15 protein-coding genes are annotated in these 14,423 nt (G+C 67.3%); all 15 read right to left on the bottom strand.

Going from position 1 to position 14,423, the window contains the following annotated elements:
• Positions 1 to 584: 584 nt before the first annotated feature.
• The 15 genes from DT603_RS04210 to gspE all read right to left on the bottom strand — a co-directional run bounded on the left by DT603_RS04210 (position 585) and on the right by gspE (position 14,279).
• Positions 585 to 1,385 (bottom strand): DUF3667 domain-containing protein, encoded by an 801-nt coding sequence (locus tag DT603_RS04210; protein ID WP_162348600.1) that lies wholly within the window; start codon positions 1,383 to 1,385, stop codon positions 585 to 587.
• Complete coding sequence (locus DT603_RS04205) at positions 1,382 to 2,251, bottom strand: glycosyltransferase (protein ID WP_162348599.1); 870 nt, start codon at positions 2,249 to 2,251, stop codon at positions 1,382 to 1,384. Before DT603_RS04205 ends, DT603_RS04210 begins: the two co-directional genes overlap by 4 nt.
• A complete protein-coding gene (locus DT603_RS04200) occupies positions 2,235 to 3,083 on the bottom strand; it encodes a glycosyltransferase family 2 protein (RefSeq protein ID WP_162348598.1) in 849 nt (282 codons plus the stop codon). Before DT603_RS04200 ends, DT603_RS04205 begins: the two co-directional genes overlap by 17 nt.
• On the bottom strand, positions 3,080 to 5,269 hold the full coding sequence (gene gspD / locus DT603_RS04195; protein ID WP_162348597.1) for a type II secretion system secretin GspD: 2,190 nt from the start codon (positions 5,267 to 5,269) through the stop codon (positions 3,080 to 3,082). The genes DT603_RS04200 and gspD overlap by 4 nt, the downstream gene beginning before the upstream one ends.
• Positions 5,270 to 5,278: 9 nt before the next feature.
• Entirely contained in the window at positions 5,279 to 6,052 is a 774-nt protein-coding gene (locus DT603_RS04190) for a general secretion pathway protein GspN (RefSeq protein WP_162348596.1), read from the bottom strand.
• Positions 6,042 to 6,722 carry a type II secretion system protein GspM gene (gspM, locus tag DT603_RS04185; protein ID WP_162348595.1) on the bottom strand — a complete coding sequence of 227 codons (681 nt, stop codon included), beginning with the start codon at positions 6,720 to 6,722 and terminating at the stop codon, positions 6,042 to 6,044. Before gspM ends, DT603_RS04190 begins: the two co-directional genes overlap by 11 nt.
• Positions 6,703 to 7,851, bottom strand: coding sequence for a PilN domain-containing protein (locus DT603_RS04180; RefSeq protein WP_162348594.1), 1,149 nt, complete (start codon positions 7,849 to 7,851; stop codon positions 6,703 to 6,705). The genes gspM and DT603_RS04180 overlap by 20 nt, the downstream gene beginning before the upstream one ends.
• Positions 7,848 to 8,708, bottom strand: coding sequence for a type II secretion system minor pseudopilin (locus tag DT603_RS04175; protein WP_162348593.1), 861 nt, complete (start codon positions 8,706 to 8,708; stop codon positions 7,848 to 7,850). Before DT603_RS04175 ends, DT603_RS04180 begins: the two co-directional genes overlap by 4 nt.
• Positions 8,705 to 9,370: a general secretion pathway protein GspJ gene (locus DT603_RS04170; protein ID WP_162348592.1), complete on the bottom strand. Its 666-nt coding sequence runs from the start codon at positions 9,368 to 9,370 to the stop codon at positions 8,705 to 8,707. Before DT603_RS04170 ends, DT603_RS04175 begins: the two co-directional genes overlap by 4 nt.
• A complete protein-coding gene (xpsI, locus tag DT603_RS04165; RefSeq protein WP_162348591.1) occupies positions 9,367 to 9,768 on the bottom strand; it encodes a type II secretion system protein XpsI in 402 nt (133 codons plus the stop codon). Before xpsI ends, DT603_RS04170 begins: the two co-directional genes overlap by 4 nt.
• Before the next feature lie 32 nt (positions 9,769 to 9,800).
• The gene (xpsH, locus tag DT603_RS04160) at positions 9,801 to 10,268 is read right to left on the bottom strand and encodes a type II secretion system protein XpsH (protein ID WP_425500930.1); all 468 of its coding nucleotides are present in this window, start codon (positions 10,266 to 10,268) and stop codon (positions 9,801 to 9,803) included.
• A 42-nt stretch (positions 10,269 to 10,310) separates the two neighbouring features.
• Positions 10,311 to 10,748, bottom strand: a complete 438-nt coding sequence (gene gspG / locus DT603_RS04155) for a type II secretion system major pseudopilin GspG (RefSeq protein WP_162348589.1) — start codon at positions 10,746 to 10,748, stop codon at positions 10,311 to 10,313.
• 21 nt (positions 10,749 to 10,769) lie between these two features.
• Entirely contained in the window at positions 10,770 to 11,987 is a 1,218-nt protein-coding gene (xpsF, locus tag DT603_RS04150) for a type II secretion system protein XpsF (RefSeq protein ID WP_162348588.1), read from the bottom strand.
• A gap of 137 nt (positions 11,988 to 12,124) precedes the next feature.
• Positions 12,125 to 12,418, bottom strand: a complete 294-nt coding sequence (locus tag DT603_RS04145) for a GIY-YIG nuclease family protein (RefSeq protein ID WP_162348587.1) — start codon at positions 12,416 to 12,418, stop codon at positions 12,125 to 12,127.
• Between the two features lie 163 nt (positions 12,419 to 12,581).
• Positions 12,582 to 14,279 carry a type II secretion system ATPase GspE gene (gspE, locus tag DT603_RS04140; RefSeq protein WP_162348762.1) on the bottom strand — a complete coding sequence of 566 codons (1,698 nt, stop codon included), beginning with the start codon at positions 14,277 to 14,279 and terminating at the stop codon, positions 12,582 to 12,584.
• Positions 14,280 to 14,423 lie beyond the last annotated feature (144 nt).

Raw genomic sequence — 14,423 nt, 5'->3', positions numbered from 1 at the left:
CGACTTTGTTCCTCATCTGAAAGCACCGCGCGCAGCGCGGCTTAGCCTATCTGTCATCCCCGCGCAGGCGGGGATCCAGCGACCTTGTTCCTCATCTGAAAGCACCGCGCGCAGCGCGGCTTAGCCTATCTGTCATCCCCGCGCAGGCGGGGATCCAGCGACTTTGTTCTTCATCTGAAAAGCACCGCTTGCAGCGCGGCTTGGCCAATCTGTCATCCCCGCGCAGGCGGGAATCCACGGACTTTGTTCCTGATCTGAAAAGCACCGCGTGCAGCGCGATTTTGCCGATGCGTCACACCTGACCACTACATCGCAGCCCGGTCGCCTGATCCCGGATTTTGCAGGAGCAGTGCGGGTCGCCGAGCCATCGCCGTCCGGACGATGGAAGCTTCGCGACCTGCGTCGCTCCTACAGGATCTGGTGCGCGCCCGGTCGACCTGACCGCTCATTGCCAGGAAGATTGACGCTGCGAGCAAACGCCGACTGGCGGGCGTCTCGTTCCTGCTGCCGTTGATCCCCGATACACCCTTGCACTCCAGGCCGTAACCCCTCGCGTGGGTCCGGCGAGCGAAGCAGCACTCGGGTCAGCGCATCGAAAGGAACAGCAGCATCGCCACGACTTGGCTGACCACCATGTTCATGACCATGAAGATTGCCAGGCCCAGGAGCGTACGCAGCACGGATTTCCAGCGCGGATAGCCCTGAAAGAACTGGACCAGGGAAAACACCGCGTAAACCATCGACAGCAACAACGCCCAGATCGCCGGTTGCGGTATCCATCGATGCAGGACCAGCAGGGCGGCCCAGAACACGAAAGCCTGCACCGTAAGCAAGGCGGTGATCACCAGCCATTCGGGGTAATTGAGGTTGCCCACGCGACGGAACGCCAGACGGAATGCGGCCGCCTCCAGCGGCAGCAGCAGCAAGGTGAACGCGGCGAAGTACTGGTTCATCAAGTCGGCCGCCATGCGGGTGGTCTTGTCCAGCAGCGCCTTGTCCACAGGCACGCCCCCGCTGCCTTCTGTGGCCGCTGCCGCTCCGGCCATCATTGCGGCGTCAGCGACTCCCTCGCCGGCCAGGTATTTACTGAGAATCACCACCACGGCCGCCATCACCATCAGCATCAGCAACGGCTTGGCCTGGTGGCCGCGGCGCCCGTTGATGTAATCACGCATCAGATGGCCGGGCCGCAACATCAGCTCCTTCAGCGAGTACAGGATGCCCCGGTCCATGTGCAGCACGCTGTGCTCCAGTTCGTGGCCGAGGAAATGCCAGTCGATGCGATGCGCCGGCGTGGGCTGGCCGCAGGCCGGGCAGAACTTTTGCAGGGCGCCGTCGATGGCGCGATCGCAACTGGCGCAGTTTCCTGCTTGAAGGATATTCAATGCCTGTCGCCGGTTCTTGTGGAGACGTATTTTCCCACGACCACCCACCCGAACCGCAACCAGATCGACGCGAACACCATGGCCCGGGTCAACAGGCTGCGCCGCGGCGCCTCGAACTTGCTGAAGTACCGCCACAGCCCGCGGTGCTTGTGCCACTCCACGAACAGCGGCCGCGCGCGGCTGGACACGCCGCGCACGTGCAGCACGCGGATGTCGTTGGCGATGGCCACGATCGCCCCGGCCGTGCGCGCGCGGCGGCACAGGTCCAGGTCTTCGGCATGCAGGCGATAACCTTCATCGAAACCGTGCAAGGTGTCGAACAGGGCACGCGGCATCAGCATCAATGCACCGGAGACTGCATCCACGACCTGCACGCTGGATTCCCGATCGGCGGCAATCCCCAGACGTGACGCCGCGGGCGACGCCACCATGGCACCAAAATCAGGATCCCGGCGACGCGCCGCCTCGTCCAGCATCCCGGACTCATCCACCAGGTCCACGCCGAGCACGACATTGCCGCACAGGGCATCGGCATGCGCGCGCAACCGCGACAGCGTATCGATTTCCACCATCAGGTCCGGATTGACGAACGCCAGCCACGACGCGGCGGATTCCTTCGCGCCCTGGTTGCAGGCCACCGCGAAGCCGGGATTGTCGGGATTGCCGATGAAGCGCACGCGCGCATCCTGGGCCGCGTGGCGCTGGATCAGGTCCAGCGTGCCGTCCACCGAGGCGTTGTCGATGATGCGGATCTCGCAGACGCCGTGGGCGGCACGCAGCCGCTTCAGGCATTCGTCCAGGGTGCTGGCGCTTTCGTGGCTGACCACGATGGCGGCGATGTCGCGCGGGTCAGTGGAAGAGTTCACGCTGCGGCTCCGGCGATGCAGTCTTTGCGTACAGCGCGGCCAGCTGCTCGCGCTGGGTGCGCAGGGGATCCTGCATCAGGAAGTTCGCCAGCCGCGCATGCCAGGCCGGCCAGCGCACGTTGAGGGTATCCATGTCGCCATCGGCGGGGAGACCTTCGCCGCCGCGGGCCACGAACGCGGTTTCGCACAGCGCATTGCGCCAGCCCAGTCCCGACATGCGCAGCGAAAGATCGATCAGCGCCGCATACCAGGAAGCGTAACTGCTGGCATCCAGGCCGCCGGCGCGCTGGCGCGCGCTGCCGCGCAGGGCAACGGCATGGTTGACCGCGCAGGGAAGCTCGGGATGCACGGGCGGCATGGCCGCGCAGGCGGCGGCGGTGCGCTCGAAGTCGACCGGAGGCGCGGTGATTTCGCCCAGCTGCGGCCACGAGGCCGCTTCGCCGGCATTGCACCAGGGGGTGGCGCTGGCGATGGAGGCATCACGGGCAAAGCAGGCCGCCAGTTGCTGCAGCCAGCCGGGCAGCGGCTGGGCGTCAGGCGCCAGCACCACCACGTCCGCGCCCGCACAGGCCTTCAGCATTTCATCCAGGTGCGCGACCTCGCCGATCATGCTGTGGCGGCGCGTGTAGTCGGCCTGCAGCGGCGTGCGCTTCAGCCAGCGCTCGATGATGACGGCGGCGCGCGGCCCGGCCTGGGCGTCGTCGGCCAGCCAGATGCGCGTGCCTGCCGGGGTGCCGGCATCCAGCGAGCCCAGGCAGGCGTCCAGCGCGTCGTCGTCGACGCCGACCGGCAGCAGGATGACGGGCAGCGCAGCGGCGGGTGCCGGGCTCACTTCTTCTTCGGTGTCTGCAGCGGGTCGAGCGCGTGGAACTTCTGCCCGTACTCGTCAGTCAGGTTGCGCGCTTCCTGCGGGTTGCGCACGATCGTGGGCGTCAGCAGGATGATGACTTCGTTGCGGGTCGAGTTCTGCGTCTTCTTGCCGAACAGCGAGCCGATGATCGGCAGCCGGCTCAGGCCCGGCACCCCGGAAGAGCCGTTGGAGGCCGAGTCGCTGATCAGGCCGGCCAGCATCACCGTATCGCCGGCCTGCACCGCCGCCTCGGTCTTCAACCTGCGCGTGTTGATGCGGACGTTGCCGTTCTCATCGGGGATGTCGCCCGGGGTGCTGACTTCCTGCACGATGTCCAGGAACACCATGCCGTCGCGGGTCACCCGTGGGCGCACCTTCAGGATGATGCCGGTGTCCAGGTATTGCACCTGGCTGTAGGTGTTGTCCCCGCCAAGGCCGGGATTGACCGTGACCGAGGAAATCGGGATGCGGCTGCCCACGTTGAGCGTGGCCTCCGCGTTGTTGCGCACGAACACCGACGGCGTCTGCAGCAGGCGCACGTCGGTGATCTGGTCGAGCGCGGTGATGACTGCGGCCGCATTCCTGCCCAGGAAGGTCCAGCCCAGCCCGGCGCTGCCGGTGATGCTGCCGGCGATGTCGCCCCAGATGTCGCGGCCAAGCGCGCTGGGCAGGCCCGGACCGGCTGGCGGCGCAGCGGTGACGGCATTCTCGAAGTACCAGTTGACGCCATAGCTGAGGTCGCCGGTCAGGTTGACCTCGGCGATCTGCGCCTCGATGTGGACCTGCAGCGGCATCACGTCCAGCTTCTCGATCACATCCTTGATCGATTTCCAGGCGCTGGCGCTGGCGCGCACCAGCAGCGTGTTGTTTTCTTCCACGGCGGAGACGCCGACCCGGTCTCCTTCCACTTCCAGGGTCACGCTGCCGTTGCCGCCGGTACGCTGGTTGAGCGACAGCGATCCGTTGCCAAGCCCGCCGCCGCTGCTGCCGGCAGAGGAATCACTGCCGCTGCCGCCGAAGTCGACGCTGCCGCCATTGGCGCCGTCTCGGATCTGCACCGGGTCGGTGCCGGGCATCAGCGAGGCCGGGCTGTCGCCGCCGGTCTGCTGGCTGCCACTGCGGCCGGCGCCGAACACCTCGGCCAGGCGGTCGGCCAGGTCCTTGGCCTTGATGTACTTCAGTTCGTAGGAAAACAGGCGCGCGCCGTCGCCGGCGCCGTCGATGCGTTCCAGCCAGTCCTGGATGTCATCCAGGTAGGCCGCCTGCGGCGTGATCACCAGCACCGCGTTGGCGCCTTCCAGCGGCATGAAGCGGAACATGCCGGCGCTGGGCGTCTTGCTGGTTTCGCCAAACACCTTCTCCAGGTCGGCGACCACCTTGGTGGCGCGCCCGGACTGCAGCGGGAACACGCCCACCGACATCCCCGCCAGCCAGTTGACGTCGAAAATCTCCACCGTGCGCAGGTAGTTTTCCAGCTCGCTGCGGGTACCGGCCAGGGTGATCACGTTGCGCGAGTTGTCCACGCCGACGATGGCGTTGGGACGGGAATAGGGCTCCAGCACCTTCTTCATTTCGCTGGCCGAGATGAAGCGCAGCGGCACCACCCGCACCTCGAAGCCACGGGCATTGGCAGCCGGTCCGGTGCGCGGCGACAGCGTGCCGGACAGCGCCTGGTCGGCGGGCACGATGTTGTAGCGGCCGTCGCTGTAGACCATGCGCGCGTTGTTCTGGCCCAGCACCTGTTCCAGCAGGGTCATGGCCTGGGCCGGCGACACCGGCTTGGGCGTGCCCAGGGTGACCGTGCCCTGCACGCCCGGCGCGATCACGTAGTTCTGGCCCAGCATGTCGCCGAGGATGGCCTTGACCACCGCATGCACGGATTCGCCTTCGAAATTGAAGGTCGCGCCGCTGCCACTGAGGTTGGACAGTGACGGCGGGGCCGCGGCGGCGGCGCTGCGGTTGATCACCTGGCCGCTGCCACGACGGATCACTGCCTGCGGTCCGGCCTGCGGCTCTTCCACCACATCCAATGGCGAGGTCTGTACGCCGCTGCCGGCGACCACAACGCGATCGGGATTGCCCTTGCGGCGCACGTCCGGGGTAGGAACGGTCGCGCACGCAGCCAGCAGGCCCGCCAACACGGAGATAAGGATGAAACGTGAGGTCATGCCTGCACTCTACTTTGTCTTGTCTGGGGTTGGCGGGACTGCGCCCTGCTCGCGCAGTTGCGCGCGTCTTGCCTCGATACGCTTGCGGATCAGGTCCATCTGCTGCTCGGTGGTGAGCACGGGTTCGGCAGTCGCGCCGCTGGCCGTGGGTACGGGCATCGCCGGAGCTGCGGGCGACACCGGTACGGGTGTAGGCGTCGGCGTCTGCCTGGGGGGCTGCGCGGGGGCTGTGGTTGCGCCCGGCCCGGCCGCTGCCTGGGAAGGCGTAGGCGGCTGGCCACCACTGCCATCGAACACCCGCAGGTCCAGGGTCTGCTGGCCTTCCGGACCGGCGAACACCACGCTGCGCGGCCTTATCTCGATGACCCGCCAGTTGGGTGCGGCATCGGGTGCTTCACCCAGCTTGACCCGTACCGATTCCCCGCTTTCCCTGGACTGCAGGATCGCCAACTGCAGTCCCGGGCTGATCAGCACGCTGGTCAGCTCGAAATCGAAGGTCTGCGGCTGCTCGCCGCCTTCCTCGCCGGCAATGAAGAAGGCTTCCGGCTGGCGGTTTTCGGAAAACAACGGACGCGCGCTCATTTCCCCGTACTGCGCCAGCGGCCCGAGTCTTTCGTTCGTCGCGGCCTGCAGTTGCGGGAGCGGTTGCACCAGGCTGGGATCGGCGGGCAGCGGACGGATCACGCCGCCCATGCCGGACAACGCCAGCACCCAGGCCAGCACGGCCCAGCCGGCGACGGCGACCAGCAACCAGGTGCGCGGTCCGATGGCGTCAGATCCCATCCATGCCTCCCTGCGCAGCCGTCACCTGCGGCCTGCGTGCAGCGGGCCGTCCTGCGGCATTGGCGGCCGTGGCGCCTGCAACCGGTCGCAGGTAGCCATACAGGTCGAAGCTGACGTCCAGGCCACCACTGCCCGCAGCGGGCGCGGCCGACACATAGGCATAGCGCTGGGCCAGCACGTTGAGGTTATCGATGAACAACCGCGGCGTGCCACTTTCCAGCGCATGCAGCACCGCGGCCAGTTCCGGCGTGCCGCAGCGCAGGCGCACCTGCACGACCACCCGCTCGAAACGCTCGCGGCCGGGTTGCGGCATGGGCGAACGATTGCTGATGGCGCAACTGCGGTTGCCAGGACTGGCCTGGACGACCACGGTTTCCAGTCGCTGCACCAGTCCTGCGGTGGCCAGCTCGGCGCTGGACTCGAGCAGGAAGCCCGGTCGCTGCGCCTCCTGCACCAGGGCTGCGGCCAGCTGGGCTTCCACTTGGGGTGCCTGCTGCAACTGGGTGCGCACGCGCAGCTCGCGTTCCTGGCTGGCGGCGATGTCCTGGTTCACGGCCAGCATGGGCGCCGTCCACCACGGATGGACCAGCAGCAGGTAGCCGATCCCCAGCACCGCCAGCAGCAGCGCGAGCGCCAGCCAGCGGTCGCGCTCAGCGACGGGCATCGCCATTGGCAGCCCCCGTTGCTGGGGCGGTGGCCGCCGGGCGGGTGCCGACCAGGTCGGCGGTCAGGCTGAAGCGGTCGCGACGGGTGCGTGGGTCCGGCTGCAGGGCGCCGCTGAGCGCGGGCGATTTCCACAGGCTGGAGCCCTCCATCCTGCCGACCAGCGCGGAGGCCTCGGGACTCAGGCCGATCAGCAGCAGGCGATCGCCTTCGATGGCGAGCTTTTCCAGATAGGTGTTGTCGGGAAGGCGGCGGCTGACTTCGTCGATCACTTCCACGGTGGTGGGCCGGCTGGCGCGCGCCCGGTCCAGGAACTTCGCTCCTTCGACGATATCGCGCAGGCGGTCGCGCTGGATGGCGACCTTGCGGGCCTGGATCGCGCTCGCGTCGACTTGCGCGCTGAACGCCGCCGCGGCATCGCGGCGGTTGGCCAGCACCTGCCAGGCAGTGGCGACCACGGCGAGCAAGGCCACTGCGACGAGCACCATGTTCCAGCTACGCATTGGAGTGCTGCGGCTGCGGCGCTGCTCCTGCGGCAACAGGTTGACCCCCAGCGGCGTGCCCGCGGCGTCCAGCGCGTCCACCCCGACCAGTCCGCCGGCCAGTCCGCCCAAAGCGGACAGCGCTTCCTCGAACGCCGGTTTCGGCACCGCCACCAGCTCCACCTCCAGCTGGCCGTCCGCGCGACGCCCGAGCAGGCGTGCATCGAAGCGCACCGCGGCTGCACTGAAGGGAGTCTGCCGGTCGACTTCAAAACCCACCACGTCGCGCAAGCGTTCGGCCGCGGCGGCCGGCAGCAGCATGGAGCGCCTGAGCACCAGGCCCGGCGGCAGCACCAGCCAGCGCGGCAATGCGGCCAGGCGATTGCCGAGCACGCGTTCCAGGTCGGCGTCCTGCAAGGGCAGCGGAAGGCGCACGACGTCGTGCACGCCGTTGCCGTTCTGCCACTGCAACTGGACTTCCTCGCCGGCACCGGCCAGCAGCAGGCGGTCCTGGGCCAGGCCCAGCAGCACCCGCCAGCGTGCGGGCAGCCAGCTGGCCAGCGCCTGGCGCCACCAGATCAGAAAGCTGCCGGTGCCAACGCCATAACGCCGGATACGGTCCGCCAGCGCGGGACTGTGGTCGAGACTAGTCATCGGGGTGCCGCAGCTTCCTCCCAGCGCAGAATGGTGTACACGGAGCCCGGCACCGGGCCGCCGCCTGCGCGCACTACCGTCCTGGTTGTCGCATCGCCTCCCTCGGCGGTGCGGACGTGGCTCTGGATACTATACGTGCCGGTGCCGCCGCCCACGAGTTGCTGCCCTGCGATAGCAGCCACGGCGCCGCGACGACGCGCTTCGTATTCGCCCGGGTCCAGCCCCAGCGCCGTCAGCACCGGGGCCTGCGCATAGGTGGGATCAGGCTGCGGGCGGCCACTGTAGAGGGTGAGGCTGGGCTCGAGCCGCGCGTAGAGTTCGGGCGTCATACCCAGCACCTGTTCCACTTCGGCCACCGATTCGAACGGTGCGTCCTTGGCGCCGTACGGCAGGCCGGCGGCGGCATAGTCCGGATCCTCGGCGCCACCGGCCGGCTGGGTCAGCGGGTCGCTGTCGCGCCAGTCGATGATCGCCGCGGCGATGCCATCGGCCAGCGCCGGCTCGCCGCCAACGGTGCGCACCAGCGCGGAGAGCAGTGGTGCCTCGGCCTGGTTGAGGTCGACCTTGCCGGTCTCGTCGACGATGCGGATGGTCACCACGCTGCCGGCATAGTCCCAGCGGTAGGGCCGGCCATCGGGCAGCCATTGCACGGCCGGATCGGCCTGGCCCACCCGCAGAAGCGCGTACTCCACCCCGGCGCGCGCGACTTCCTGGGCGGCTGCGCCCTTGCCAAGCACCTTGCCCTGCATCGATTCAACACCCGCGGTGAGGGTGAAGGCCACGATCAGCGTGGCCAGCAGCATGGTCAGCCACAGCACCAGCACCAGCGCCGCGCCTTGTACGCGTTGCCTGCTCATCGGGTCGGCAAACCGGTGTTGCCATCGAGACCGGTGTAGCCGCCACCACTGCCCTGGGCCAGGGTGACGATGAGCGCCGGCCAGCGGCTGCCGTCGGCCGCTTCGATGTCGATGGACACCTGCAGCGGCAGGGTTTCGCTCGCCGTCCACTGGCTTTGCCAGTCGTCCAGCCCACCCTCCGGCTTCAGCCCGCGATAACGGAAACGCACCTCGCGCAGTCCGTCGGCGAGCGCTTCGGGCGGTCGTGGCTGCGCCTCCTCGATGGCCTGCCCCGCATGCACCATCTGGAATGCAACCAGCAGACGACTGCCGCCATCGGCGACCACCAGGTCGTGCAGGTAGGGTCCGCCACGACCCAGGTAATCCGGCAGGTCGGAAACGAAGCGCATGCGCTGCGGCTCGCCGATGAAACGCGATTGCTGCCGGGTGGAGGGATCGGTGGCGAAGGCGATCATCTGCGCGGCAGCCAGCCGGCGCCGCAGGAATCCCTCCACCGCGCGCATGCGCTCGCTGCGCTGGGCGATGAGCTCGCCCCGCTGCACCACCGTGGTGGAGGCGCGCAGGGTGGCGAATGCCAAGCCCAGCCCCATCACCAGCAGCATGGTCGCCAGCAGCACTTCGATCAGGGTAAAGCCGCCCGCGGCCTGCTTCGCATTGTTCATGGCAGGGCGGGCTGGTTGATGTCGGCCGGTGCCAGCCGCAAGGTCTGCCACTGCAGCTTCTGCGCCGCGCTGTCCCCCCATTGCATGTGCAGGCGCAGTTCCAGCAGGCGCGGCGCCGCGGCATCGACGGTGGAGGACGAAGCCGGCAGGGCCGGGTCGGCGTAGGGCGCCACGTCCAGGGTCCAGCGATAGCGGCCTTCTTCCAGGCTGCCTGCACTATGCCCTGCCTGCAGGGTTTCACCCACTCCCACCTGCGCCAGCAATGACTGCGCATGCAGCGTTGCCCGCCCGGACTGTTCGGCGATGCGTACCTGTCGCGCCGCACTGGAAAGCGCTCCCAGCAGGAAACTCAGCGCCAGCGCCAGCAATGCGAATGCCACGATCACTTCAATGAGCATGAAGCCCCGCTGCGCGTGGCGTGTCGCCGGCCTCACTGCAGCAAGCCTGGGTCGACGCGCGCAAGCTTCACCTCGCCGGTCAGCCAGCCGACGTCGATGCGCCAGGCCGCCCGCTTGACCTGCAGCTGGATGCGTCCGCCGGTGGACGCGCCATCGGCGAAGAACAGGATGCCGCCCTCGCCCCCGCGCACGCCCGCCTGGCGCGCGCCGGTGAACTCGACGCTCAATGATTCCGGAATGCGGCCGTGGCGTTGCCGTGCGCCCTGCCAGCGATGCCCGGCAGGATCGATGCTGAAGCGCTGCGGCGTGCCGGTGGCGATGGCCAGTGTCCGTGCGTAACGCAACTGCGCGGCGATTTCCTTGGAACTCGAACGCAGGCGCATGCCGTCCACTCCGCCGCTGAAGGCCACCGCGGCCAGCGTGGTGGCGAAGGCGATCAGCGCCAGCACCACCAGGATCTCGATCAGCGTGAAGCCATGCGCAGTACGCGCCGCGGGCATCGATGTCCTGTCGCGAGCGCGGGCGACAAGCTCCATTGTGGCTTACTGCTGGTACTTGATGTCGGCGCTCACGCTGTCGCCGCCCGGCTGCCCGTCCTTGCCCAGGCTCAGCAGGTCGAACGGCGCGCCGTCACCGGGAACGCGATATTCGTAGGGCTTGTTCCACGGGTCCTTGAGCTCGGCCGTCTTGGCGTACGGGCCCAGCCAGCCGCCGGCGTCCCCGGGCGCGGCAACCAGGTCATCGAGCGTGTTGGGCAGGCTGCCGGTGTCCATCTCGTACTGCTGGATCTTCTCGGCGACGGTCTGCACTTGGGCCTGCGCCAGCCGGACCTTGGCGCGGTCGGCGTTGCCCAGGATGCGGGTCGCGGCGAACGCCACGATGCCGCCGATCAGGATCACCACCACGATGATTTCCATCAGGGTGAAGCCGGCTTGGCGGCCGCGGCGTGGCGTGCGGGAATTGCTTCGTGGGTTTCGCATCTTGTATTCCGTGATTAAGGGTCAGCTGATGGCGCCGGCCAGATCGTACAGCGGCACCAGCACGGCGATGATGACCACCGCCACCACGGCTGCCAAGACCAGGGTCACCACCGGCACCAGGGCGGCGAGCATGCGGTCCATGGCCTGCGCGGTTTCCTGCTCGAAGGTATCGGCGGCCTTCAGCAGCATCGTGTCCATGGCCCCGGACTCTTCGCCCACCTGCACCATCTGCAGCGCCAGCCGCGGGAAACGCTTGCCCTTGGCCAGCGACACCGACAGGCCGTGGCCGTTCTTCACGTCCTCGGCGGCCTGATCCACGTCCGTTGCCAGTGCGCGGTTGCCCAGCACGTTGCGCGCGATCCCCAGCGCGGCCAGCAGCGGCACGCCGTTCTTGAGCAAGGTGCCCAGCGTGCGTGCCAGGCGCGCGGTTTCCAGCCGGGCAATCAGCGGGCCGACCAGTTTGCGCTGCAGGATCCAGGCATCGAAGCGATCCCGGAACACCGGGTCACGGCGCTTGCGATCGAACCACCACAGCAGCGCGGCGGGGGCCAGCACCAGCAGCAGCCACCAGTCGCGCACCCCCATGCCGACGCCCAGGACGATGCGCGTGAACCAGGGCAACGTGACGTCCAGGCTTTCATACATCTGGGCGAATTGCGGCACCACGAAGCCCATCAGGAACAGCAGCGCAAAGCCAACCACCACCACCAGGATCGCCGGATAGATCATCGCGTTGATCACGCGCCCGCGCAGCGCGCTGCTGCGCTCCAGATAATCGGCCAGCCGCTGCAGGGTTTCATGCAGGCTGCCGCCGGCCTCGCCCGCGCGCACCATGTTGATGTAGAGCCGCGAGAACGTGCCGTGCTGGCGCTCCAGCGCCGCCGACAACGGCGCACCGCCGCGCACCGCGTCGCGCACGTCGGCAATCGTGCGCCGGGCCTTTTCGTCCTCGGGCAGCTCCAGCAGGATGCTCAGCGCACGGTCCAGCGGTTGCCCGGCCCCCAGCAACGTGGCCAGTTGCTGGGTGAACTGCACCAGCCGCTCGCCTGCGAAGGGCTTGGCCTGGAACAGCGATTTCAATGAGCCGCCGCCACCACCCTCGGTCGCCAGCCGTGCCTCCACCGGCAGATGTCCCTGCTCCTGCAGCCGCGCCACCACCTCGACGTCGCTGGCGGCCTCCATCTGGCCGTCAAGGACTTCGCCGCGGGTGTTGAGGGCTTTGTAGTGGTAGAGGGGCATGGTGTTGTGGGCTAGGGATGAGTTGTTGGGTAGTTATTAGGTTTTGCTTATTGATGTACGGATAGCAGTGATTTGTAGTCATTCGATTCATTTCAGCCGTCATTCCCGCGAAGGCGGGAACCCAGTGACTTTGCCGTTCATCCCGCTATTTCGTTCCAGAGATCGTTCCAATAGGGATTCTTTTCTTCGATCAACCGGATCTTCCACGCCCGGTTCCAATTTTTTATCCGCTTCTCGCGAAGGATGGCTTCCTCCATCGCGCTGTGGAACTCGTACCAAACCAATACGCTCACCTCGTATTTGCTGGTGAATCCTTCCACTACATGCTCACGATGCTGCCAAACCCTCGCTATAAGGTTACTGGTGACTCCAATGTAAAGCGTTCCGTTCCGCTCGCTGGCCAGAATGTACGTCGCAGGCTGCTTGTCCATAAGCATTCCAAAAGCAAAGTCGCTGGGTTCCCGCCTTCGCGGGAATGACGATCTTGAAAAACTCCGGGTTGCATTGAGACCCTAGTGATGCACTCGGGCAGCACAAAACGCGAAGCACTATCGCGCCTCCCGCTTCCCACCTCCCATCTCCCACCTCGCGGCACTACGCATCCTCCGTAACCCGCAACACCTCCTCGATCGTGGTCTGCCCGCTCAGCGCCTTGACGATGCCGTCCTCGTACATGGTGCGCATGCCGGCGTCGCGTGCGAGCTGCTCCAGTTCGCCCATGCCGGCATGGCGCATCACCGCGCGGCGCAGCTCGTCGTTCATGACCAGGAATTCCATGATCGTGGTGCGGCCCAAGTAGCCGGTCGGCGCCAGCGGCGAGGCGCGTGGGCGGTACAGGAAGATCTCGCCCTGCGGCTGGTAACGGCGCAGCGCGAACTTCTCGATTTCCTCGGGCGACGCGGCGTATTTTTCCGCGTGCACCGGCTCCAGCCGGCGCACCAGGCGCTGGGCCAGGATGCCGTTGATGGTGGAGGTGAGCAGGTAATCCTCCACTCCCATGTCGAGCATGCGGGTGATGCCGCCGGCGGCATTGTTGGTGTGCAGGGTGGACAACACCAGGTGGCCGGTGAGCGCGGACTGGATGGCGATGCGCGCGGTCTCCAGGTCGCGCATTTCGCCGATCATGATGATGTCCGGGTCCTGGCGCACGATGCTGCGCAGCGCATGGGCGAAGTCCAGCCCGATCTGCGGCTTGGCCTGGATCTGGTTGATGCCCTCGATCTGGTATTCGACCGGATCCTCGACGGTGATGATCTTGACGTCGGCGGTGTTGAGCTTGCTCAAAGCCGTGTACAGCGTGGTGGTCTTTCCCGAGCCGGTGGGTCCGGTGACCAGCAGGATGCCATGCGGCTGCTCCAGCACCTTCTGGAACTGCGGCAGGAAGTGGTCGGTGAAGCCGAGCCTGTGGAAATCGAAGACCACGGTTTCGCGATCGAGCAGGCGCATCACCACCGATTCGCCATGCGCGGTCGGCACGGTGCTTACGCGCAGGTCCAGCTCCTTGCCCTGAACGCGCAGCATGATGCGGCCGTCCTGCGGCAGGCGGCGCTCGGCGATGTTGAGCTTGGCCATGATCTTGACCCGGCTGATCACCGCGGCGGTGAGGTTGGCCGGCGGGCTCTCGCCCTCTTCGAGCACGCCATCGACGCGGTAACGGACCTTCAGGCGGTTCTCGAACGGCTCGATGTGGATATCGGAGGCGCGCAGCTCGACCGCGCGCTGGATCACCAGGTTGACCAGGCGGATCACCGGCGCTTCGGAGGCCAGGTCGCGCAGGTGCTCCACGTCGTCCAGGTTGCCGGTGCTTTCGCCATCGGCGTCTTCCACGATCGTGCCCATCGCGCTGCGGCCCTGGCCGTGCCAGCGTTCGACCAGGTCGTCGATCTCGGAACGCAACCCGACCCAGGGGCGCACGCGCATGCCGGTGGCCAGCTGCACCGCCTTGATGGCGTAGGAATCGTAGGGGTCGGCCATCCACAGGTCCAGCTGGCCCTTGCTTTCGCCCAGCAGGCAGACATGGAACTGGCGCAGGAAGCGCGGCGACAGCGGCTGCGCTTCGGGCAGCAGTTCGGGCGGCAGTTCGGGAAGCTGTTTCAGGCCCAGCAGCTGCAGGCCCAGGACCTCGGCACAGGTTTCGGCATGGTCGCGCTCTGACACCAGTCCCAGCCGCGCCAGCAACGACAACAGGCTGCCGCCCGTCTCTTCCTGCAGGCGGCGCGCGCGCACCAGGTCGGCATCCTTCAGCCTGCCTTTTTCCAGCAGGGCGGCGACGATCCTTTCCTCCGCATCCATCGCGGCGATGGACGGGTGCTGGATGTCGGGTGAAAGCGCTGCGCTCATGCAGTACTCCGCAGGGAACCGGGGCACACTCTAGCAGCGATTCCATCCTGAATTTGGAGGCGTTCGCACGCGTGCGAAGCGCAGATGCAGGAACCC

Source organism: Pseudoxanthomonas gei (assembly GCF_010119615.1).
Taxonomy (GTDB): Bacteria; Pseudomonadota; Gammaproteobacteria; order Xanthomonadales; family Xanthomonadaceae; genus Pseudoxanthomonas_A; species Pseudoxanthomonas_A gei.
Note: the sequence above shows the minus strand (reverse complement) of the source record. Positions and strands in the feature narration are given on the sequence as shown.

Coding starts and splice junctions, on each gene's coding strand:
- gspD (WP_162348597.1), bottom strand. CDS start 5,269: ATGACCTCACGTTTCATCCTTATCTCCGTGTTGGCGGGCCTGCTGGCT.
- DT603_RS04190 (WP_162348596.1), bottom strand. CDS start 6,052: ATGGGATCTGACGCCATCGGACCGCGCACCTGGTTGCTGGTCGCCGTC.
- gspM (WP_162348595.1), bottom strand. CDS start 6,722: ATGGCGATGCCCGTCGCTGAGCGCGACCGCTGGCTGGCGCTCGCGCTG.
- DT603_RS04180 (WP_162348594.1), bottom strand. CDS start 7,851: ATGACTAGTCTCGACCACAGTCCCGCGCTGGCGGACCGTATCCGGCGT.
- DT603_RS04175 (WP_162348593.1), bottom strand. CDS start 8,708: ATGAGCAGGCAACGCGTACAAGGCGCGGCGCTGGTGCTGGTGCTGTGG.
- DT603_RS04170 (WP_162348592.1), bottom strand. CDS start 9,370: ATGAACAATGCGAAGCAGGCCGCGGGCGGCTTTACCCTGATCGAAGTG.
- xpsI (WP_162348591.1), bottom strand. CDS start 9,768: ATGCTCATTGAAGTGATCGTGGCATTCGCATTGCTGGCGCTGGCGCTG.
- xpsH (WP_425500930.1), bottom strand. CDS start 10,268: ATGCCCGCGGCGCGTACTGCGCATGGCTTCACGCTGATCGAGATCCTG.
- gspG (WP_162348589.1), bottom strand. CDS start 10,748: ATGCGAAACCCACGAAGCAATTCCCGCACGCCACGCCGCGGCCGCCAA.
- xpsF (WP_162348588.1), bottom strand. CDS start 11,987: ATGCCCCTCTACCACTACAAAGCCCTCAACACCCGCGGCGAAGTCCTT.
- DT603_RS04145 (WP_162348587.1), bottom strand. CDS start 12,418: ATGGACAAGCAGCCTGCGACGTACATTCTGGCCAGCGAGCGGAACGGA.
- gspE (WP_162348762.1), bottom strand. CDS start 14,279: ATGGATGCGGAGGAAAGGATCGTCGCCGCCCTGCTGGAAAAAGGCAGG.